13 protein-coding genes and 1 pseudogene are annotated in these 22490 nt (G+C 73.7%); all 14 read right to left on the bottom strand.

Features of this window, described 5'->3' with window-relative positions; all coding sequences use genetic code 11:
• Positions 1–57: 57 nt before the first annotated feature.
• Positions 58–3423 (bottom strand): S8 family serine peptidase, encoded by a 3366-nt coding sequence (locus ACFVYI_RS07440; protein WP_387882182.1) that lies wholly within the window; start codon positions 3421–3423, stop codon positions 58–60.
• A 257-nt stretch (positions 3424–3680) separates the two neighbouring features.
• Positions 3681–3842, bottom strand: coding sequence for a hypothetical protein (locus tag ACFVYI_RS07435; protein ID WP_387882181.1), 162 nt, complete (start codon positions 3840–3842; stop codon positions 3681–3683).
• 382 nt (positions 3843–4224) lie between these two features.
• Complete coding sequence (serA, locus tag ACFVYI_RS07430) at positions 4225–5811, bottom strand: phosphoglycerate dehydrogenase (protein ID WP_387882192.1); 1587 nt, start codon at positions 5809–5811, stop codon at positions 4225–4227.
• Between the two features lie 250 nt (positions 5812–6061).
• A complete protein-coding gene (gene ilvC / locus ACFVYI_RS07425) occupies positions 6062–7060 on the bottom strand; it encodes a ketol-acid reductoisomerase (RefSeq protein ID WP_387882180.1) in 999 nt (332 codons plus the stop codon).
• 102 nt (positions 7061–7162) lie between these two features.
• Entirely contained in the window at positions 7163–7687 is a 525-nt protein-coding gene (ilvN, locus tag ACFVYI_RS07420) for an acetolactate synthase small subunit (protein ID WP_360642284.1), read from the bottom strand.
• Positions 7688–7726: 39 nt separating this feature from the next.
• Complete coding sequence (locus tag ACFVYI_RS07415) at positions 7727–9580, bottom strand: acetolactate synthase large subunit (RefSeq protein ID WP_387882179.1); 1854 nt, start codon at positions 9578–9580, stop codon at positions 7727–7729.
• A gap of 330 nt (positions 9581–9910) precedes the next feature.
• Positions 9911–12838: a putative bifunctional diguanylate cyclase/phosphodiesterase gene (locus tag ACFVYI_RS07410; RefSeq protein WP_387882191.1), complete on the bottom strand. Its 2928-nt coding sequence runs from the start codon at positions 12836–12838 to the stop codon at positions 9911–9913.
• A 471-nt stretch (positions 12839–13309) separates the two neighbouring features.
• Positions 13310–16348, bottom strand: a complete 3039-nt coding sequence (locus tag ACFVYI_RS07405; RefSeq protein WP_387882178.1) for an AAA family ATPase — start codon at positions 16346–16348, stop codon at positions 13310–13312.
• 131 nt (positions 16349–16479) lie between these two features.
• A complete protein-coding gene (locus ACFVYI_RS07400) occupies positions 16480–16638 on the bottom strand; it encodes a hypothetical protein (RefSeq protein ID WP_387882177.1) in 159 nt (52 codons plus the stop codon).
• A gap of 256 nt (positions 16639–16894) precedes the next feature.
• Complete coding sequence (gene gatB / locus ACFVYI_RS07395; protein ID WP_387882176.1) at positions 16895–18406, bottom strand: Asp-tRNA(Asn)/Glu-tRNA(Gln) amidotransferase subunit GatB; 1512 nt, start codon at positions 18404–18406, stop codon at positions 16895–16897.
• 78 nt (positions 18407–18484) lie between these two features.
• A complete protein-coding gene (locus ACFVYI_RS07390) occupies positions 18485–18724 on the bottom strand; it encodes a hypothetical protein (RefSeq protein WP_387882175.1) in 240 nt (79 codons plus the stop codon).
• Positions 18721–20214 (bottom strand): Asp-tRNA(Asn)/Glu-tRNA(Gln) amidotransferase subunit GatA, encoded by a 1494-nt coding sequence (gatA, locus tag ACFVYI_RS07385; protein WP_387882174.1) that lies wholly within the window; start codon positions 20212–20214, stop codon positions 18721–18723. Before gatA ends, ACFVYI_RS07390 begins: the two co-directional genes overlap by 4 nt.
• A 4-nt stretch (positions 20215–20218) precedes the next feature.
• Positions 20219–20515: an Asp-tRNA(Asn)/Glu-tRNA(Gln) amidotransferase subunit GatC gene (gatC, locus tag ACFVYI_RS07380; RefSeq protein ID WP_035797834.1), complete on the bottom strand. Its 297-nt coding sequence runs from the start codon at positions 20513–20515 to the stop codon at positions 20219–20221.
• Between the two features lie 434 nt (positions 20516–20949).
• Positions 20950–22434, bottom strand: a pseudogene (locus ACFVYI_RS07375) (putative bifunctional diguanylate cyclase/phosphodiesterase); the annotation flags it as partial.
• Between the last annotated feature and the right edge of the window lie 56 nt (positions 22435–22490).

Below are 22490 nucleotides of genomic sequence, written 5' to 3'. Positions count from 1 at the left end.
GTGAACGCCGCTGGGCCGTCGTCCCGCGCGGGACGACGGCCCTGCGGCGTTCACCGGTCAGGGGAGGGTGAGGACCTGCCCCCGGTGGCCGTCCCGGTTGAAGTGGTGGAGCAGGAGCAGCCCGGACGTGTCGCCGTCGGCGCGGCGGACGTCGAGGACGGTGCCCGGCGGGAGCGCGGCGGCCACCGCGGTGGGACCGCCGGGGCCGGTGCGGACGTCCACGGCCGGGTGCAGCACGTCGACGGCGAGGGTGGGCCGGGTGCCGCGCAGACCGACGGCGGAGAAGGCCTCGGCCGGGTCCGGCTTCCCGGTGGTGGCGACGCCGGTCCAGAGCCCGTAGCGGACGGTGCTGTGCCCGGCCCTCACCCCGGGCAGGGCGCTCAGCCGCACCGGCAGCACCAGGACGTCGCTGTCCAGCAGCGCGGTGTCGGTGTCGCCCCAGCGGGCGTTCAGCGGCTGGACGTCCAGCTCGGCGCCGCTGCGGGCGTCCACCGCCCGGGCCACCAGGACGTCGCTGCCGCGCTGGCGGTCCGCCTTGACGAACACGTCGGTGGCGCCGTCCCCGTCGGTGTCCAGCGAGGCCCGGACGGCGAACACGCCGACCGGGGTGGGGGCGGGCGCCCAGAGCTGGGCGGCGAGGTAGAGCACGCCCTCCCCGTCGCCGACGGCGGGCGCGTCGGAGGCCGCGCCGACCGCGCGCAGATTGGCCGCCCGATCGCCGGGGCGCTCCACGCAGACGTCCTGCGGGGCCTGCGGTTCGGTGCTCTCCTCCGGGACGATGCCCGACCCCGGTCCGACGGCCGCACCGCTGTCGGGCGGGCAGTCGGGCCAGCGGGCGCCCTCGCCGCCCAGGGCGAAGGCGCTGAGCAGTCCGGGCTGCTCGGCCGGCGCCCGGGTGCCGCCGAGGACGACCAGCGCACCGGCCCTGGTGCTGCGCACCGGCGCCGCCGCGCTCAGGTCCGAGGCCGGCCGGGGGGCGGCGAACAGCGGGACCCGCAGCTCGGGCAGGGCGGTGTCCGCGACGGGCGTCAGCAGCAGCCGGCCGGAGAGCTCGCCCCGGTAGGTGCGGGCCCGGCCGCCCTGCTCGGTGTCGATGGTCGGATCGGGCGTGCGCCCGAGCTGTCCCGGCACGGCCAGGGTGATCCTGACCCGGGCGGTGCCGCCGGCCGGCACCTCGACCCGTTCGGGGGTGATCTCGAAGCGGGCGCCGGGCAGTTCGGTGGCGGCCGCGTATCCGGTGCGGTACACCGCCGCCTCGTCGGAGAGGTTGCGGACCTCGACCTCGCGGACGGCGGCGAGCGGGCCGGCGACGGCCACCGGGCCGAAGGAGACGCCGACGCTGCCCTCCGCCGCGCCCTCGCCCGCCGCGTAGGCGACGACGGGGGTGCGGACGGCGCGGTCCACCCGGGCCCGCCCGGCACCGGTGCGCTCGGGGCCGTAGACCGGGCCGGTGCCCCCGTCGCCGAGCCAGGTGTCCCCGGCGGTGTTCATCAGCGCGGCCTTGAGCTGCTCGACCGTCCAGTCCGGGTGGGCGGCGCGGACCAGCGCGGCCAGGCCGGCGGCGTGCGGGGTGGCCATCGAGGTGCCGTCCTCGCGCTGGCCTCCGCCGCCGCTGCCGGCCTTGGCGGACCAGATGGTCTCCCCGGGGGCGGCCAGGTCGGGCTTGACCACGCCGGGTACGCCGATCCCGCGCGAGGTGAAGTCGGTGAGGGTGTCGGTGCGCTGCGGCTGGTCCTGGGAGACGACGCCGTGCAGCGGGTTGCCGGGGGCGGCCAGCCGGACCACGACCGGGCCGGCCGCCGCGCCCTCGCGCAGCCGTGCCCCGTCGGCCCGGGCGAGCAGCGCGAGCGGGACGCGGTCGTTGCCGGAGACCTCGGCGAGGTGGTCGTCGTCGGCGGCGAGCAGGGCGCCGATCGCGCCCGCGTCGGCGGCGTGGTCGGCCCGCGGGGCGGAGCCGCAGGCCCGCTCGGACTCCCGGGTGCGCCAGGCGAGGACGGCGATCTTCCCGGCCAGCCGCTGCCGATCGGCCTCGCCGAAGGCCGTGCAGCCGTCCGACTGGTCGACGGGCAGCGCGAGTTCACCGCTGACGTCGGAGCTGGACCAACCCTGGTAGCGGGCGCTCCAGTGGCCCGGGACGACCCCGGCGAGCGGCTCGGGGGCGAGCACGGTGAGGCCGTCTGCGTCGCTGTGCGGGTCGACCGAGGCGGCGACGGCGATGGCCCGGGCGGCGGTGCCGGGACTGCCGCCGATGCCGTTGACGTCGCCCTCGTTGCCGGCCGCCGCGACCACCGCGGCGCCCAGCTCGGAGAGGTGGTCGACGGCGATCGCGTCGGCGTCGTCGGTGGAGCCGAAGCGGCTGCCGAGGGAGAGGTTGACGACGTCGAGCCGGTCGCCGAGGTCGCCGTCACCGTCCGGGTCGGCGGCCAGGTCGAGCGCCTGGGCGAGCTGGTCGGTGGAGCCGTCGCAGCCGAACACCCGGATCGCGTACAGCTGGGCGCCGGGCGCGACGCCGGGGCCGACCGCGAAGCCGGCCGGGTCGAGGCCGGGCCGGTAGGGGCCGGTGTAGGTGTGGCCGTCGGTGGTGACACCGAGCCCGGCGGCAGTGCCGGCGACGTGCGTGCCGTGGCCGTTGAGCGCGCAGTCGATCGGGTTGTCGTCCGGGTGCGGGTCGGGCTGGTGGTGCGGGGAGGACGGGTCCGGGTTGTAGTCGTCGCCGACCAGGTCGCGGCCGCCGACCACCTTGGCGTTGGGGAAGAGCCCGGCGGGCGCCGGCCGGGCGCCGTCCACGGCCTTGAACGCCTCTTCGGTGCCGGGGCCGCCGAAGTCCGCGTGGGTGTAGTCGATGCCGCTGTCGATGATGCCGATCCGCACGCCCTGGCCGGTGTTGCCGGTCGCGGCGTCACCGGCCGCCGCGGCCCAGACCTGCGGTGCACCGGTCAGCGGCACGGAGTGCGCGTTGTCCCGCTGCTTGCGCACGATCGGGTGGACGGCCCGCACGCCCGGCAGCACGCGCAGGGCGGGCAGCCGGTCGGCGGGCACGGTGACGGCGAGGCCGGTGAGCAGGGTGCGGGTGCGGTAGAGCTCCCTGGCGGTGGGAGCGGCTTCGTGGACGGCCTCGGCCAGCCGGTCGAGGGCGCCGGACGCCCGGGCCCGCTGGCCGGCTCCGGCCCGCGCGGCCTCGCGGCGGACGGCCTCCGGGGAGCGCCGGGCCCGTCGGGCCTCGGCGGCCGCCTGCCGCCAGGCGGGGCCGGCGGCCTCGGTACCGAGTTCCAGCAGGACGGAGGCCGGGCGGGCGGCGCCGGGCGGCGCGGCCGTCGGTGGGCTGCCGGCCGCCGGGGCGGCGGTGAGCAGCACCGGCCCCGCCAACAGGGCCAGGGTAAGGCCGATCCGGGCGATCGGACGACGGACGGGTGGCTGACGCACTGGGCCCTCTCCCCCGGCAAGGGGAACTGATCCGCACGCCGTGCCGCTGACGCCCGCCCGCGCGGACGCCGATCACCCTTCCGGGGCCCCAAATTAGGATGATCGCGCCGGGCAGTGCGAGCAACTTCCCTCCAACGGGCGCCACGTGCACTCGCCGGAGTGACACGGCGTCAGGCCGTGTGGCCCATTCGGCGGATGAACGCCGGTACCCGACGGGGGGCCGGTCGGCTCAGTGACAGCCGGCCCGGCGGTGGCGCTCAGAGGTGGCCGGTCACGCCGCCGTTGTCACGGCGGTCCAGTGCGCGCTGCAGGGCGGCGGCGGCGAACGGGGGCCGCTCGGCCGCACGGCGGCGGCGCGGCGTGCGGGCGGTGGTGGCCGCGGGGGCGGGAGTGGCGTGGCGGTCTGCGGTGGGGGGCATACCGGGCTCCTTGTGTCGAATGCGCCGGGGAGGGCACAGAGGGTGGGGAGAGGGGGGTGCCGCGCGAAGCGGGTCGCCAGAAGGGTCACGGCGGAGCGGGGAGCACGCCGGGCGGGGATCGCCTGCCCTCGGCGTACGGGCGCACACGGGCCGAACTCCCTGGCTACAGGGGCGGCGCACCGTATGGCTCTTCCACGGTACGACCCGGGCCCAGCCCTGTCTGCACGAATACTTGGATTTCCTAGTATCTGAGACGGGAGTCACCCGGAGCGCCGATCCGGCCCCGGACGCGACAGGGCCCGGACCACCGCCGTGCGGTGGTCCGGGCCCTGTCGGAACGGCTGTCGGGGTCAGTGACTCCGGCGCTCGGGGAGGGAGGCTCCTAGGCGCCCAGGTCGACCGAGCGGGCGAAGCGGGCGCCGATCTCGGCCGCGATCGCCGAGAGCACCTCCTGCGGGATCTGGGTGTCCACGGTGAGGGAGGCGAGCGCGCCGCTGCCGTCGCGGGCCACCTGCATGCCGGCGATGTTGATGCCGGCGTCGCCGAGGTGGCGGCCGAGGACGCCGACCACGCCCGGGCGGTCCTCGTACTTGAAGAACGCCATGTGGTCGGTGAGCGCCACGTCCACGTCGAAGGCGTCCACGCCGACGATCTTCTGGGTCTGCTTCGGGCCGGCCAGGGTGCCGGAGATGGCGATCTCGCCGCCGTCCGCCAGGGTGCCGCGAACGGTGATCACGTTGCGGTGCTCGGGGCTCTCGCTGGAGGTGGTCAGGCGTACCTCGACACCGCGCTCCTGGGCGAACAGCGGGGCGTTGACGTAGGACACCGTCTCCGCCACCACGTCCTCGAACACGCCCTTGAGGGCGGACAGTTCGAGCACCTTCACGTCGTGCTGGGTGATCTCGCCGCGGACCTCGACGTCGAGCCGGACGGCCACCTCGCCGGCCAGCGCGGTGAAGATCCGGCCGAGCCGCTCGGCCAGCGGCAGGCCCGGGCGAACGTCCTCGGCGATCACGCCGCCCTGGACGTTGACGGCGTCCGGGACGAGCTCGCCGGCCAGCGCCAGGCGCACGGACTTGGCGACCGCGATGCCGGCCTTCTCCTGCGCCTCGTCGGTGGAGGCGCCCAGGTGCGGGGTGGCGACCACGTTGTCGAAGCCGAACAGCGGGGAGTCGGTGCACGGCTCCTTGGCGTAGACGTCCAGGCCGGCGCCGGCCACCCGGCCGTCGCGCAGGGCGCTCGCCAGCGCGGCCTCGTCCACGATGCCGCCGCGGGCGGCGTTGACGATGCGCACGGTCGGCTTGACCTTGTGCAGGGCCTCGTCGCCGATCAGGCCGATGGTCTCCGGGGTCTTCGGGAGGTGGACGGTGATGAAGTCCGAGATCTCCAGCAGCTCTTCCAGCGAGACCAGCTTGACGCCCATCTGCGCGGCGCGGGCGGCCTGGATGTAGGGGTCGTACGCGACGATCTGCATGCCGAACGCGGACATCCGCTGGGCGACCAGCACACCGATCCGGCCGAGGCCGACGACGCCGAGGACCTTCTCGCTCAGCTCGACACCGGTGTACTTGTTGCGCTTCCACTCGCCCTGCTTCAGCGCGGCGTTGGCCGGCGCGATGTTGCGGGCGACCGAGATCAGCAGGCCGCAGGCCAGCTCGGCGGCGGTGACGATGTTGGAGGTCGGCGCGTTGACGACCATCACGCCGGCCTTGGTGGCCGCCGAGACGTCCACGTTGTCCAGGCCGACACCGGCCCGGGCGACCACCTTGAGCTTGCGGGCGGCGGCCAGCGCCTCGGCGTCCACCTTGGTGGCGGAGCGGATCAGGATGGCGTCCACGTCGGCGATCGCGGTCAGCAGCTCGGTGCGGTCCGCGCCGTTGCAGTGGCGGATCTCGAAGTCGGGGCCGAGGGCGTCGACGGTGGCGGGGGACAGCTCTTCGGCGATCAGTACAACGGCGCTCTTGGTCACAGTGCTCACGACAGTGGTCCTTAACTGTCCGGTTCTCCCCGGCACGTAGGTGGCGTGGAAGGCGGGGGGAAGGTGGCATGCCGCGTAGGTAGACGCACGACGCTGTGGGCCTGACGCGCACTCGGAAGTGTATCGACGGGCTGGGTGCCAGGCTGCTCCCGTCCGGCGAAATCACCCGGACGGGAGCAGCCTAGTTGTACAAGGGCCCTTCAGAATTGGACGGCGCCAAAACGGGGGCGGGCCCGGAGGATCAGGCCTCTTCCTTGACCCAGCTCATCAGCTTGCGGAGCTTCTTGCCGGTGGTCTCCAGCAGGTGGTCCTCGTCGGCCTTCTTGTACTCGTTGTACTTGGGCAGACCGGCCTTGTACTCGGCGATCCAGGTGTTGGCGAAGGTGCCGTCCTGGATCTCGGCGAGGACCTTCTTCATCTCGGCCTTGGTGGCGTCGGTGATGATGCGGGGGCCGGTGACGTAGTCGCCCCACTCGGCGGTCTCGGAGACCGACCAGCGCATCTTCTCCAGGCCGCCCTCGTACATCAGGTCGACGATGAGCTTCAGCTCGTGCAGGCACTCGAAGTAGGCGATCTCCGGCTGGTAGCCGGCCTCGACCAGGGTCTCGAACCCGGCCTTCACCAGGGCGGCGGTGCCACCGCAGAGGACGGCCTGCTCACCGAACAGGTCGGTCTCGGTCTCCTCGGTGAAGGTGGTCTTGATGACGCCGGCCTTGGTGGCGCCGATGCCCTTGGCGTAGGACAGCGCCAGTTCGAGGGCCTTGCCGGAGGCGTCCTGCTCGACGGCGACGATCGCGGGGACGCCGCGACCCTCCTCGTACTGGCGGCGGACCAGGTGGCCCGGGCCCTTCGGGGCGACCATGCAGACGTCGACGTCGGTCGGCGGCTTGATGAAGCCGAAGCGGATGTTCAGGCCGTGGCCGAAGAACAGGGCGTCGCCCGCCTTCAGGTGCGGCGCGATGGACTCCTCGTAGACGTCGGCCTGGATCGGGTCCGGCACCAGGATCATGATGACGTCGGCCTCGGCCGCCGCCTCGGCCGGGGTGACGACGCGCAGGCCGGCCTCCTCCGCCTTGGCGCGGGACTTCGAGTCGGCCTTCAGGCCGACCCGGACGTCGGCACCCGAGTCGCGCAGGGACAGCGCGTGGGCGTGGCCCTGGCTGCCGTAGCCGATGACCGCGACCTTGCGGCCCTGGATGATGGACAGGTCGGCGTCGTCTTCGTAGAACAGCTCGGCCACGGGGGCACATCTCCTTGCGTGATGGTCTTGCCGGGTACGTTCCCACGGTACGTGGACCCGGCCGGGGTGTGGGGCAGTGCTTCAGGGGGTGAGACGACCGCGCTACGCGCTGCGGTCGAGGGCGCGCAGCGAGCGGTCGGTGATCGAACGGGCGCCGCGCCCGATGGCGACCAGGCCGGACTGGACCAGCTCCTTGACGCCGTACGGCTCCAGCATCCGGAGCATGGCCTCCAGCTTGTCCGAGCTGCCGGTGGCCTCGATGGTCACCGCGTCGGGGGACACGTCGACCGTCTTGGCGCGGAACAGCTGGACGATCTCGACGATCTGCGACCGCGTCTCGTTGTCGGCGCGGACCTTCACCAGAACCAGTTCCCGCTGGATCGCAGCGGCCTGGTCGAGTTCGACGATCTTTATCACGTTCACGAGCTTGTTGAGCTGCTTGGTGACCTGTTCCAGCGGGAGGTCCTCGACGTTGACCACGATCGTCATCCGGGAGATGTCCGGGTGCTCCGTCGGGCCGACGGCGAGGGAGTCGATGTTGAAGCCCCGACGGGAGAACAGCGAGGCGATGCGGGCGAGCACGCCGGGCTTGTTCTCGACCAGGACGGAGAGGGTGTGCTTGGACATGGGGTCTCTGTTCCCTTGGTCGTTCTGGAGTGTGGGGCTTCAGTCGAGGTCGTCGCCGAAGTCGGGCCGGACGCCCTTGGCGAACTGGATCTCGTCGTTGCTGGTCCCGGCCGCGACCATCGGCCAGACCATGGCGTCCTGGTGGACGATGAAGTCGATGACGACCGGACGGTCGTTGATCTCCATCGCCTGCTTGATCACCGCGTCCAGGTCCTCCGGGCGCTCGCAGCGCAGGCCGACGCAGCCCATCGCCTCGGCGAGCAGCACGAAGTCGGGGATCCGGGTGCCCTGGGCCGGCGGCTCGATGCCGTCGTGGCCCGGGCCGGCGTGCAGCACGGTGTTCGAGTAGCGCTGGTTGTAGAAGAGGGTCTGCCACTGGCGGACCATGCCCAGCGAACCGTTGTTGATGACCGCGACCTTGATCGGGATGTCGTTCAGCGCGCAGGTGACCAGTTCCTGGTTGGTCATCTGGAAGCAGCCGTCGCCGTCGATCGCCCAGACCGCGGTCTCCGGGCGGCCCGCCTTGGCCCCCATCGCGGCCGGCACGGCGTAGCCCATGGTGCCCGCGCCGCCCGAGTTGAGCCAGGTGGCCGGCTTCTCGAACTGGATGAACTGCGAGCTCCACATCTGGTGCTGGCCGACGCCCGCGGCGTAGATCGCCTCCGGGCCGACCAGCCGGCCGATCCGCTCGATGACCTGCTGCGGGGAGAGCTGACCGGCGGGGGCCGGCTCGTAGCCCAGCGGGTAGGTCTTCTTCCACTCGTCGAGCTTGACCCACCAGTCCGCGTAGTCGCCGCGGTGGCCGGCGTCGAACTCGGCCTGGACGGCGACGATCAGGTCGGCGAGCACCTCGCGGGCGTCACCGACGATCGGCACGTCGGCCGGGCGGTTCTTGCCGATCTCGGCCGGGTCGATGTCGGCGTGGACGACCTTGGCGTAGGGGGCGAAGCTGTCCAGCTTGCCGGTGACGCGGTCGTCGAAGCGGGCGCCCAGGGTGAACAGCAGGTCCGACTTCTGCAGCGCGGTGACGGCCGGGACGGTGCCGTGCATGCCGGGCATGCCCAGGTGCTGCGGGTGGCTGTCGGGGAAGGCCCCGAGCGCCATCAGCGTGGTGACCACGGGGGCGCCGGTCAGCTCGGCGAGGATCCGCAGTTCGGCCGTGGCGTGCGCCTTGAGCACCCCGCCGCCGACGTACAGCACCGGGCGCTTGGCGCTCACCAGCAGCTTCGCGGCCTCGCGGATCTGCTTGGCGTGCGGCTTGGTGACCGGGCGGTAGCCGGGCAGCGAGGTCTCGGCCGGCCAGCGGAAGGTGGTGGTGGCCTGCAGCGCGTCCTTGGCGATGTCGACCAGCACCGGGCCGGGGCGGCCGGTGGCGGCGATGTGGAACGCCTCGGAGATCACCCGGGGGATCTCGGCCGGGTCGGTGACCAGGAAGTTGTGCTTGGTGATCGGCATCGTGATGCCGCAGATGTCCGCCTCCTGGAAGGCGTCGGTGCCGATCGCCTTGGAAGCGACCTGCCCGGTGATCGCCACCATCGGGACCGAGTCCATGTAGGCGTCGGCGATCGGGGTCACCAGGTTGGTCGCGCCCGGGCCCGAGGTGGCCATGCAGACCCCGACCTTGCCGGTGGCCTGGGCGTAACCGGTGGCGGCGTGACCGGCGCCCTGCTCGTGACGGACCAGGATGTGGCGCACCTTGGTCGAGTCCATCAGCGGGTCGTACGCGGGAAGGATGGCCCCGCCCGGGATACCGAAGACGGTGTCCGCGCCCACGGCCTCCAGCGAGCGGATGAGCGACTGGGCGCCGGTCATGGTCTCGACGACGTGCTGGGGAGCGGGAGCGTGGGCGGCCGGGGTGTCCCCACGGCGGGGGGATGCGGCGTGCTCAGTCATCTGCCTGTCTCTTCTCGGGTTTTGCCGACCCGGGTGGTTGCGGGCCCGGGTGCCAGAGGGTGGGGTCCCACGTGTCGGGCCGATCGCCGGCTCTGCCCCAATCGTCCCTCTTCTCCCTCCGGAATCGGGGGGAATCGGGCGGCCGGGGCCAGTGGTCTTGCGGAGTGGAACAGCGTCAGTGCAACAAAAAACCCCTCGTGCCAAGGGCATGCGAGGGGTGGCGCGTCGGTCTGTCACAAGCGGGGCATGGCCCGCTCAGCCGACGCGCCCGCCAAGTACGAGAATTCGGGTGCGCATGGCAACGACCTTCCTCCCGTGCGGGGTCGACTGTCAAGCAGGTGGGACGACAGTCTCGCCATGCGGACCGTGCCCCGGACCGGCCACCGCCCGGTGTTCGGGCAGGTCGGAGGGGCTGTGGTGCGGTCCGACACGCCCTCCCCCGGGCTCGCCGCGGCCACCCGTCCGGGTGTCCGCGGCCAGATACGCGCGCCGCGCGGAGAGCGAGCCGAGCGGCCGCGGCAGCGGGTACGCCCGGCGGGCCAGCGCCCGCCGCAACCGGGTCTCGTCCAGCGGCGGGGCGAAGGCCGAACCCTGGCCCTGACGGCAGCCCAGCTCCTGCAGGACGGCGACCTGGCGCGGCAGGTCCACCCCCTCGGCGGCGGTGACCAGACCGAGGTCCCGACCGAGCCGCAGCGCGTGCCCGGCCAGCGTCCGGCCGAGCGCCGACTCGCCGAGGTCCTGGACCAGCGTGCGGTCCAGTTTGAGGCTGTCGAACGGCATCCGGGCCAGCGCGCCCAGCGAGCCGCTGCCGGCCCCGAACCCGGCCAGCGCGGTCGAGACGCCGAGCCGGCGCAGCGCGGCCAGCCGGCGGCCGAGCTCGTCGGCCAGCGCGTCCGGGCCCATCCGGGCCACCTCGACCACCAGGTGGCCGGCCGGCAGCCCGGTGTCGCGCAGCGCCGCGACCACCGCCTCGTACATGCCCGGCGAGCAGAGGCGCTGCGCCGAGAGCCGCACCGACACCGGGACGGGGGCCGGCGCCGACCGGGTTCTGGCCGGCAGCCCGCGCCGCAGCGCGGCGGCCGTCACCGCCTCGTGGATCAGCCAGCGGGTGAAGCGGGTGGCCGCGTCGCCGTGCTCGGCCGAGCGCAGGAACTCCGCGGGGGTGAGCAGCAGACCCTGCGCCGAGCGCCAGCGGGCCTGGGCCTCGACGCAGGTGACGGTGCCGGTGCCGAGGTCCACCACCGGCTGGTGCAGCAGCGTGAAGCCGCCCTCGCGGACGGCCACCCGCAGCCGCTCCTCCAGTTCGGTGCGGCGCTCCAGGTCGGCCCGCATGGCCGGGGTGTAGAGCACCACCCGGCCCTTGCCCTCGGACTTGGCCCGGTACATCGCGAGGTCGGCGTTGCGCATCAGCTCGTCGGTGGCGGCCCTGGGGTCGGCGGCCGGGCCGCGCTCGGGGGTGCCGAAGGCGATGCCGATGCTGGCCGCGACGCTGAGTTCGGCGGCGCCGATCCAGTACGGCTCGGAGAGGGCGATCCGCAGCCGCTCGGCGAGCTCCTGGACCTGCAGCCGGCCGAGCGGGCCGCAGACCAGCGCCGCGAACTCGTCCCCGCCGAAGCGGGCGACGGTGTCCCCGCAGCGCACCGCGCCCTGCAGCCGCCGGGCGGCCTGCACCAGCAGTTCGTCGCCGACCTGGTGGCCGGCGCTGTCGTTGACCGCCTTGAAGCCGTCCAGGTCGAGGAAGAGCACGGCGACCCCGGCGCCCGCCCCGCCCTGCTGGCCGCGGGCGGCCAGGGCGGCTCTCAGCCGCTGGGCGAACAGCGCCCGGTTGGGCAGGTCGGTGAGCGGGTCGTGGAAGGCGTTGTGCTGCAACTGGGCCTGCAGTATCACGCGTTCGGTGACGTCCCGGCTGTTCAGGATCAGGCCGTCGCGGTACCGGTTGACGGTCGACTCGACGTGCAACCACTCACCGGTGCCGGAGCTGATCCGGCACTCCACCCGGGCCGCGGACGGTTCGGCGGCGGCGGGCGAGCGGTGCGCGGCGAGCCGGCCCCGGGCGAGGAAGCGGCGGACCTCCGCCAGCACCCGGTCCACGTCCTCGGGGTGCACGAGGTCCAACAGGTTGCCGCCGACCAGCTCCTCCGGATCCCGCCCGTAGACGCCGAGCGCGGCCGGGGAGACGTAGGAGAGCACGCCGTTGGCGCCGGCGATCATGATGACGTCGCTGGAGCCCTGCACCAGGGAGCGGAAGTGCGCCTCCTTGTGGGCCAGCTCCTGCGCCAGCGAGAGGTTGTCCAGCAGCATCACGCCCTGCCGCAGGATCAACGCCAGGCCGACGGTACAGGCCGCCGACGCCACCACCCGGTCCAACGTCCGCCCGCCGAGGGCGTTGTAGAGGATGCCGGCGGTGCAGACGGCGGCCGCCGCGTACGGGGTGAGCGCGCTGAACGTGGTGGCCACCCGGCGGCGCGGCAGGCCGCCGACCGAGGGGTGCTCGCGCAGCGGCCGGCGCCAGCGCGGCGACCACGGCGCCCAGGCCAGCAGCAGACTGCCGGCGAACCAGCCGGCGTCCAGCAACTCCCCCGAGTGGTAGCTGCTGCGCAGGTCCGGCGAGGTGAAGAGGGCGTCGCAGAGCACCGTCACGGCGAGGCCGATCATCGCGGTGTGCACCGCGGCCCGGTTGCCGTCGCGGCCGCCGAAGCGCAGCCCGACCACCAGGCTGACCAGCAGGATGTCCAGCACCGGGTAGGCCAGGTTGAGCGCCAGGCGCAGCGGGGAGCCGACTTCGCCGGCGGTGATGCGGCCGAGCGCCAGGCTCCAGCTGAGGGTGAACAGCGAACCGGCCACCAGCCAGCCGTCCAGCAGCAGGCAGAGCCAGCCGGCGGCGCTGCGCGGGCGCTGGGCGAGCACCAGCACCCCGGTGATGGCCAGCGGGGCGAACAGCAGGAAGACGTACTCGGCGAGCGAGTCCTGCGGCAGCGGGGTGCGCTCGACCAGCTCGTACCAGCCCCAGGTGCCGTTGCCGAACGCGACCACGAGCGAGGAGAGGCCGAACAGCAGCCAGGCCGGGCGGGCGTGGCCGCCGACCGTACAGCCGTACGCGAGGCAGGACAGCGCGGCGGCGAGGGCGGCCGCCGCCAGGCCGAAGTCCCCCATGAAAACGGCGAGTTGGCGCGACCCCCAGCCGAGGGACGCGCCCAGCGCATAGGCCAGGCAGAGGGCGCCGAGGACGGTGCCGGGCAGGCTTCGGCTGTACAGCAGCCGGCGGACCGGACCGCGCCGGGCGGACCGGGACAGGTCGGCGTCCGGTACGCCCGACCGTCCGGCTCCGGGCAGCACCGCATCGGTGGAGCTCACTCGGCCTCTCCCCCTCCGGCCCGGGGCCTGGCGCCCCGGCCACGGGCCACCGGCCGCGCACCTGGTGGCCGTACGCGGTGACCTGGCGCCCCGTCAGGGCGGTGGCCCAGGGGGTGGGCGGCCTGCCGGCCGACGCACCGCACCGATGTTCCCACTCGGGACCCTACACCACTTCGGTCACTCAATGACACGCACACTCAACTTAGAGTAATGGTGCGGGAGTGGGGAAATGCACCCGATTCCGCCGGATCGGGCCGGTTGGCGGGGGCGCGCGGACAGGGGCTCACGCGGCGCGCACGGGAGCACGCGGTGGCGTCCGGCGACCACCGGCCGGTCCGGGCCGGTCCGGGCGGTGGTCGCGGGCGGCGGTGCGGGTCAGCGGCCGGCCGGTGCCAGGTCGTCCGGGAAGAGGCGCAGCCGGTGTGCCAGCGCGCCCGCCTCGCCGCGGCCGGTCACCGCCAGCTTGCCGAGGATGTTGGAGACGTGCACGCTCGCGGTCTTCGGCGAGATGTACAACTCCTCCGCGATCTGCCGGTTGGTACGGCCCCGCGCGAGCAATCGGAGCACGTCCCGCTCACGGGGGGTGAGGCCGAAGGAGTCGCCGACCGCGGCCCGACCGGCGGGTGCCGCGACGCGGGCGGTGAGGGTCAGACCGGCCCGCTCGGCCAGGCCGGTGATCTCGGCCAGCAGCGCGGTGTCCGACCGCACCCGGGCCAGCGCCCGGGCCTCGCGGAGCAGCGCGGCCCCCGCCTCCCGGTCACCGGCCAGCACCTGCGCCTCGCCGGCCCGCAGCAGCGCCGCCGCCAGCGGGCCCGGCAGCCCGGCCGGCCGCAGCGCCTCGACGGCGGCGGTCCACTGCGCCGGGGTGTCCAGGCCCTCGGCGCGGGCCAGTTCGGCCTCCAGCCGGCGGGCCCAGCCGTGGTGCAGCGGCGCCTTGGGGTTCAGCCGGGCGGCCACCTCGGCGATTCGGGCCAGTACTTCGGCCCGGCCCGGGGCGGCCTCCGGCAGGCCCCGGCTGTCGGCCTCGGCCGCGGCGCCGTCCACCAGCAGCGGGTAGAGCGCGGCCTCGTTCCCCGGGGGCACCGGGCCCTCGATCACGGCGAGCAGTTCGGCCCGGGCCTCCAGCGGGCGACCGCTGGAGGCGGCGACCCTCACCGCGAGCCGGGAGATCGGCACCGAGTGCTGCAACTGGGAGACCCGGTCGGAGGCCCGCGCCTGGGCCAGCATGCCGGCCGCCGAGGCGACGTCCCCGCGCAGCAGGGCCAGCTCGCCCCGCAGCCGGTCGAGGAACTCGGCGTGGCTGCCCGGGTGCTGGGTCCGCTCGGCGCCGGCCAGCAGCTCGGCCGCCTCCTCGGTCCGGCCGAGGTCGAGCAACGCCTCGGCGAGGTTGCCGAGCAGCAGGGTGCCGATGTTGCGCAGCAGGCCGGTGCCGTCCGCCGTCTCCAGCCCCTCGCGGGCGAGCGTCACGGCCTCCTCCGCGCGGCCCAGCGTCTGCAGCAGGCTGGCCAGGTTGTTGAGGCCGCGGAGCATGAGGTCCGGGACACCGAGTTCGCGGGTGGCGGCGAGCGCCGCGGTCAGCTCGGCGATGGCGGCCTCGGGGTCGTTCTCCAGGTCGTTGCGCAGGGTGCCGAGCGTCATCCGGGCGTGCTGCTCGACGGCGTGCGCCCCGACCTGGCGGGCGATCGCCGCGGCCCGCTCGGCGAGTTCGACGCTCTCCTCGGTGGGGCTGTTGAGCATGGAGATGCCGGCGCTCAGCGCGAACACCTCGGCCTGGACCGCGGACGGCGGCAGGTGCTCGACCAGCCGCCGGGCGTAGGCCGCCTCGTCCTGGTCCTTGGAGCGGTTGAGGTGGCCGAACATCCGGGCCCGGTTCATCCGGAACCAGGCGGCCCGGGCCGGGTCCCTGGACTCGTCGACCAGCTTCAGCGCCCGCCGGGAGAGGCTCAGCCCCCGCTCGCGGTCACCGCTGCGCCGGGCCGCGACCACCGCCTCGGCGAGGACGTCGACCAGTTGCAGCCGCTCGCAGTCCGTGTCGTGCGTCGCCACGTCGCACGAGCAGGGCGGATAGGTCTCGGCCCAGTCGTAGGGGCGCAGGGTGTGCGCCAGGACGTCCTCGGAGACCTCGTCCCAGAGCTCCAGGGCCCGCTCCAGCATCCGCAGCTGCTCGGCGAAGGCGTTGCGCCGGCGGGCGGCCCGGGCGGCGTCCAGGGCCGTCGGCAGGGCCCGGGCCGGATCGTGCGCGTGGTACCAGTAGTTGGCCAGCCGGGCCGGCCGGACGTCGCAGCCGACCAGGTGCGGCTGCCGCTCCAGGGCGGTGGCGAAGCGGCGGTTGATCCGGTGCCGCTCGCCGGGCAGCAGGTCGTCCGAGACCGCCTCCCGGACCAGGGCGTGCCGGAACCGGTAGCCGTCGCCGTCGGTGTCCGGGCGCAGGATGTTGGCGCCGACGGCCGTGCGCAGCGACTCGATCAGCTGCTCCTCGTCGTCCAGCACCGCGGCCAGCAGCGCGTGTTCGACGTAGGAGCCGCCCTCCGCCGCGATCCGCAGCACCCGCTGGGTCTCCTCGTCCAGCGCCTCGACCCGGACCAGCAGGATGTCCCGCAGCGAGTCGGTGAGCCCGGCCGAGCAGCCGGACTGGAAGGCCGTGGCGAGCTCCTCGACGAAGAACGGGTTGCCCTCGGAGCGGCGGTGGATCCGGTCGACCAGCTGGTGGTCGGGGTCGGCGGTGCCGAGGATGCCGGCCAGCTGCTCGGCCACCTCGCCCGGGCCGAACCGCGCCAGCTCCATCCGCTGGACGGTGCGCAGCCGCTCCAGTTCGGCGAGGAAGGGCCGCAGCGGGTGACGGCGGTGCAGGTCGTCGGTGCGGTAGGTGGCGACCAGCAGCACGCGGGCCCGGTGCAGGGTGCGGACCAGGTAGGTGAGGAGTTCCCGGGTCGAGCGGTCGGACCAGTGCAGGTCCTCGACGGCGAGCACGAGGGTACGGTCCGTGCCGAGTCGCTCGAACAGCCTCGCGGTGTGCTCGAACAGCCGGGCCCGGCCGTACTCGTCGTTGGGTTCGCCGTCGGCCTCGCCGAAGTCGGGCAGCAGCCGGGCGAGATGGCCCTCGCTGCCGGCGGCGGCGGCCTCCAGTTCGGCGCCCAGCCCCCGGTGCAGCCGGCGCAGCGCGGTGGCCAGCGGCGCGTACGGCAGCCCCTCGGCGCCGACCTCCAGACAGCCGCCGACGGTGGTGACCACGCCCGCGTCCGCGCAGGACTGGCCGAGGAACTCCTCCAGCAGCCGGGTCTTGCCGACGCCCGCCTCGCCGCCGACCAGGACGGTCTGCGGCTTCCCCTCCCCGGCCCGGCGCAGCGCCGCTGTCAGTTCGGTGATCTCGGTGCCACGGCCGACGAAGACGGGACTCACCGATATCTGCTGCATGGAGGCGAGCATGCCATAACCGGCCGGGCCGAGCCGATCGGTTATCCCAGCCCCCGGACGCCCGGAAGGGGAGGCGCTGGATCGCGCCTCCCCTTCCGTCTCCGCCCCGGCCCCGGCCGGGTGTCGGCCCGTCAGCACTCGTTCAGACGCGCGGCGCGCCGCTCGACACGGAAGGCGGGCAGCCGGCGCACGATGCGGCGGCCGGCCTTGGCCTCGCGCACCAGGCGCTCGTGATCGGCCTGGGCGTGGAGTTCCCGTACCTGCTGCTGGATGAGCTCGTACTCGAACACGGTGTTTCCCCTCGTGGTGGTCTCTCGTTCTGAGGTAAAGACTCCTCTCCCAGGGGGGTGCGCCACATCGGCACCTTGCCCGATGTTCCGGGCGGCCGGCGCCTTAGGAACGGCCGCCGGACACGGCAAAGGCCCGGATCCACCCCGCTTAGGGGGCGAATCCGGGCCTTGACCGAACTAAGGCACCTTAGAAAGCCTTAGACGCCTTGGAATCCCTTGCCTTATCCGGCCGGCGCCGAGCTTCTCCAGGTAGCGGCTACTGTCCCTCCACGCCGAGGCGCTCAAGGATGAGGTCCTTCACCCGGGCCGCGTCGGCCTGACCGCGGGTGGCCTTCATGACCGCCCCGACCAGCGCGCCCACCGCGGCGACCTTGCCGTCGCGGATCTTGGCGGCGATCGCCTCGTTGCCGGCGATGGCCTCGTCGACGGCGGCACCGAGCGCGGAGTCGTCCGAGACGACGGCCAGGCCGCGCTTCTCGACGACCTCGTCCGGCTCGCCCTCGCCGGCCAGCACGGCCTCGATGACCTGACGGGCCAGCTTGTCGTTCAGCTTGCCCTCGGCGACCAGCGCGGTGACCCGGGCGACCTGCGCCGGGGTGATCGGCTGCTCGCTCAGCTCGGTGCCGGTCTCGTTGGCCCGGCGGGCCAGCTCGCCCATCCACCACTTGCGGGCCTGGTCGGCCGGCGCGCCCGCGGCGATGGTCTCCAGGATCGGCTCGACCGCGCCGGCGTTCAGCACCGACTGCATGTCCTTGTCGCTCAGGCCCCACTCGGCCTGCAGCCGGGCCCGGCGCACCCGCGGCAGCTCGGGCAGCCCGGCACGCAACTCCTCCACCCAGGCGCGGGCGGGTGCGATCGGCACCAGGTCCGGCTCGGGGAAGTAGCGGTAGTCCTCGGCGTTGTCCTTGATCCGGCCGGCGGTGGTGCTGCCGTCCTCCTCGTGGAAGTGCCGGGTCTCCTGGACGATCGTGCCGCCGTCGCCCAGCACCGTGGCGTGCCGCTGGATCTCGAACCGGGCGGCCCGCTCGACGCTGCGCAGCGAGTTGACGTTCTTGGTCTCGGAGCGGGTGCCGAACTTCTCGGTGCCGTTGGGGCGCAGCGACAGGTTGACGTCGCAGCGCATCTGGCCCTTGTCCATCCGGGCCTCGGAGACGCCCAGCGCCTTGATCAGCTCGCGCAGCTCGGCGACGTACGCCTTGGCCACCTCGGGGGCGCGCTCGCCGGCGCCCTCGATCGGCTTGGTGACGATCTCGATCAGCGGGATGCCGGCCCGGTTGTAGTCGAGCAGCGAGTGCGTGGCGCCGTGGATCCGGCCGGTCGCGCCGCCGACGTGGCTGGACTTGCCGGTGTCCTCCTCCATGTGGGCGCGCTCGATCTCCACGCGGAAGGTCGAGCCGTCCTCCAGCTGCACGTCGAGGTAGCCGTTGAAGGCGATCGGCTCGTCGTACTGCGAGGTCTGGAAGTTCTTCGGCATGTCCGGGTAGAAGTAGTTCTTCCGGGCGAACCGGCACCACTCGGCGATCTCGCAGTTCAGCGCCAGGCCGATCTTGATCGCCGACTCCACGCCGATGGCGTTGACCACCGGCAGCGAGCCCGGGAGGCCGAGACAGGTCGGGCAGACCTGGCTGTTCGGCTCGGCACCCAGCTCGGTCGAGCAACCGCAGAACATCTTGGTCTTGGTGCCCAGCTCGACGTGGACCTCAAGGCCCATCACCGGGTCGTACGACGCGAGAGCGTCCTCGTAGGAGACCAGGTTCATGACGCTCACAGCGTCCCCTTCGCTAAAAGTCTGTGGAGGTACGGGCCCGGCCGCGCACGGTGGTGCGCGGCCGGGCCGAGGGCTTTCTCAGCCCAGCAGCACGTCGTCGTCGCCCAGCCGGCGCAGCTCGCGCACCAGCAGGGCGGTGCCGGTGACCAGGGCCGCGGCACCGACCAGGGCGTTGATCAGCTTGAGCGTGTCGTTATCGCCGCGGGCCTTCTTCACGTCCTTGGCGATCGAGATCGCACCGAACGCGCTGGTACCGATGGACAGCCACAGGCCGGGCTTGCTGTGCTTGAAGCCCTTGGCCTTCTCGATCTTGCTCACAGTGCCGGTGCCTCCTCCAGCAGGGTGTGCCCCCACTTGTCGTTGAGTGCGGCCTCGACGGCGCCGCCCACGCGGTACAGGCGGTCGTCCGCCATCGCGGGTGCGATGATCTGCAGGCCGACCGGGAGATTGTCCTCCGGCGCCAGCCCGCAGGGCAGCGACATGGCCGCGTTGCCCGCGAGGTTCGACGGAATCGTGCAGAGGTCGGCCAGGTACATCGCCATCGGGTCGTCGGCGCGCTCGCCGATCGGGAAGGCGGTGGTCGGGGTGGTCGGGGAGACCAGCACGTCCACGCCGGCGAAGGCGGCGTCGAAGTCGCGCGAGATGAGCGTGCGGACCTTCTGGGCCGAGCCGTAGTAGGCGTCGTAGTAGCCCGAGGAGAGGGCGTAGGTGCCGAGGATGATCCGGCGCTTCACCTCGGGGCCGAAGCCGGCCTCGCGGGTGAGGGCGGTGACGTCCTCGGCCGAGCGGGTGCCGTCGTCGCCGACCCGCAGGCCGTAGCGCATCGCGTCGAAGCGGGCCAGGTTGGACGAGGCCTCGCTGGGCGCGATCAGGTAGTACGCGGGCAGCGCCAGCGTGAACGACGGGCAGGAGACCTCGACGACCTCGGCGCCCAGCTCGCGCAGCAGCTCGACGGACTCGTTGAACCGCTGCATGACGCCGGCCTGGTAGCCCTCGCCGGCGAACTCCTTGACCACGCCGATCCGCATGCCGCGCACGTCGCGCAGCTTGGCGGCCTCGACCACGGCCGGGACGGGCGCGTCGATCGAGGTGGAGTCCAGCGGGTCGTGGCCGGCGATCGCCTCGTGCAGCAGCGCCGCGTCGAGCACGGTGCGGGCGCACGGGCCGCCCTGGTCCAGCGAGGAGGAGAACGCGACCAGGCCGTAGCGGGAGACCGACCCGTAGGTGGGCTTCACGCCGACGGTGCCGGTGACGGCGCCGGGCTGGCGGATCGAGCCGCCGGTGTCGGTGCCGATCGCCAGCGGGGCCTCGAAGGCGGCCAGCGCGGCGGCCGAGCCACCGCCGGAGCCGCCGGGGATGCGGCTGAGGTCCCACGGGTTGCCGGTGGCGCCGTAGGCGGAGTTCTCGGTGGAGGAGCCCATCGCGAACTCGTCCATGTTGGTCTTGCCGAGGATCACCACGCCGGCGTCCTTGAGACGCGTGGTCAGGGTGGCGTCGTACGGCGGGATCCAGCCTTCGAGGATCTTGGAGCCGCAGGTGGTCGGCACGCCCTTGGTGGTGAAGACGTCCTTCAGCGCGAGCGGGACGCCGGCCAGCGGGCCGAGCTCCTCGCCCTTGGCGCGCTTGTCGTCCACGGCCTTGGCGGCGCTCAGCGCGCCCTCGGTGTCGACGTGCAGGAAGGCGTTGACCTTCTTGTCGACGGCGCCGATGCGGTCCAGGTGCGCCTGGGCGACCTCGACGGCGGAGACCTCGCCCTTGGCGATGGCACTCGCGGTCTCGGCCGCGGTGTAACGGATCAGGTCGGTCATTGGGTCAGTCCTCCCCGAGGATCTGCGGCACACGGAAACGCTGCTCCTCGGCGGCGGGGGCGCCGGACAGCGCCTGCTCCGGGGTGAGCGACGGTCGCACCTCGTCCGCCCGCATGACGTTGGTCAGCGGGAGCGGGTGGGAGGTCGGCGGGACGTCCTGTCCGGCGACCTCGGAAACGCGGGCGACCGCGCCGATGATCACGTCGAGCTGCTCGGCGAAGTGGTCCAGCTCTTCGGCCTGCAACTCAAGACGCGACAGCCGAGCGAGGTGGGCGACCTCCTCGCGCGTGATGCCAGGCATGCAGCGATCCTCAAGGGTGAGTTCTGGTGAGACCCGGCGCTGCGGTCAGGCGGTGCCGGGCCCGGGCAGGAGCAGCCGGCTCGGCGCTCCCGTCCTCTTGGTCTGTGGGCCCCATCCTATGGGGCCCGGCCCGGCCACCGGCCAACGAGTAACCCCGGGGGCCGGTCACGGCGGTCGGCCCCCGCCACGGGACGGGGCCGGAGACGGCCCCGGCCCCCCTACTGCGGCCTCGTCGGAGCCCACCTCGGCGTGCCCGGGGCCTGGATCTCCATCTGGGCCGCCTGCACCGCCTGGACCACCGGCGGCAGCACCGGCGGGATGGCCGACGGCAGCACCGGCTGGATGCCCGGCTTGATCACCGGCTGGATCGCCGGCGGCAGTTGTTGCGCGGCCGCGGTGAGCCGCTCGACCGGCGGGACGCCGGTGCGGTGCACCCGCAGCCAGGCGGTGGCCTGCTCGGCCGGCAGCGCCGCGGAGACCAGCCAGCCCTGGACGGCGTCCACGCCCATCCGGTGCAGCCGCTCCCAGGTCTCGTCGTCCTCCACGCCCTCGGCCACCACGGTCAGGCCCAGCGAGTGGGCCAGCTCCACCGAGCAGCGGACCACGGCCGCGTCGTGGTCGTCGGCGACCATCCGGGAGACGAAGGACCGGTCGATCTTCAGCTCGCCGACCGGCAGGCTGCGCAGCCGCACCAGCGAGGAGTGGCCGGTCCCGAAGTCGTCCAGGGACATCCCGACGCCGTAGCCGCGCAGCTCGGCCAGGGTGTCGGCGGCCCGCCGGGAGTCGTCCAGCAGCAGCCGCTCGGTGATCTCCAGCTGCAGCGCGTGGGCCGGCACCTGGTGGCGGACCAGGTGCCCGGCGACCCGCTGGGCGAAGCCGGGGTTCAGCACGTCACGCGGTGAGACGTTCACCGCGACCTGCACCTGGAGGCCCTGCTCGCGCCAGGAGGCGAGCTGGCCGACGGCCGCCTCCAGCACGTAGTCGGTCAGCCGGGGCATCAGGCCGCTGGACTCGGCGAGCCCGACGAACTCGTCCGGCGAGACCTTGCCCTGGCCGGGCCGCTCCCAGCGCAGCAGCGCCTCCAGCCCGACCACCCGGCCGTCGAAGGCCACCTTGGGCTGGTAGTGCAGCTGCACCTCGCCGGTCTCCAGCGCCCGCCGCAGATCGCCGAGCAGCCCGATCCGGTACGGCGTGTCGGCGTCCTGGGCCTCGTCGTACTGCTCGACCGAGGTGCAGCCGCGCTGGGCGTGGCCCATCGCCACGTCGGCGCGGCGCAGCAGCGACTCGGCGTCCTGGGCGTGCTGCGGGTAGACGCAGACGCCGGCGCTGGCCTCCAGGACGAGCAGCAGCCCGTCGAGGCGGATCGGTGCGGCCAGCTCGGCGATCAGCGCCTTGGCGATCCGCTCCAGGGTGTTGGGGCAGCCGACGCCGGGCAGCAGGACGGCGAACTCGTCGCCGCCCATCCGGGCCACCATCGGGCGGCCGCGCCGGTAGTCCCGGGGCATCCCGGCGAAGACGTCGTCGATCGTCTCCCGGCCGGCGCCGCCGGACGCGCCGGAGCGCAGGGCCCGGTGCAGCCGGCGGGCGATGTGCACCAGCAGCCGGTCGCCGGCGGTGTGGCCGAGCGTGTCGTTGAGCGACCGGAACCGGTCGAGGTCGAGCAGGATGAGGCCGACGCTGTACCCCTGCTCGTGCTCGGCGATGGCCTCCTGGGCGGCCAGTAAAAGGGCCTGACGGTTGGGCAGGTCCGTCAGCGGGTCGGTGAGCTGGTCGCGGGCCCGGTCCCGGGCGATCCGCCAGGCCGCGACCAGGACGGCCAGCGGCACCGCGAACAGCGGCAGCAGCTCGGGCTCGTAGCGGTAGACCAGGACGGCCAGCGGGATGAGCGGTGCGGCGCCGGCCAGCAGGACACCGAGCAGCAGGACCGCACCCGCCACCCCCTGCGGCGGGCGTGTGGGCGCACCGCCGGTCGTAC

This window comes from Kitasatospora sp. NPDC058218 (assembly GCF_042882445.1).
Taxonomy (GTDB): Bacteria; Actinomycetota; Actinomycetes; order Streptomycetales; family Streptomycetaceae; genus Kitasatospora.
The sequence above is the reverse complement of the archived record's forward strand: the minus strand, read 5'-3'. Positions and strand labels throughout refer to the sequence as shown.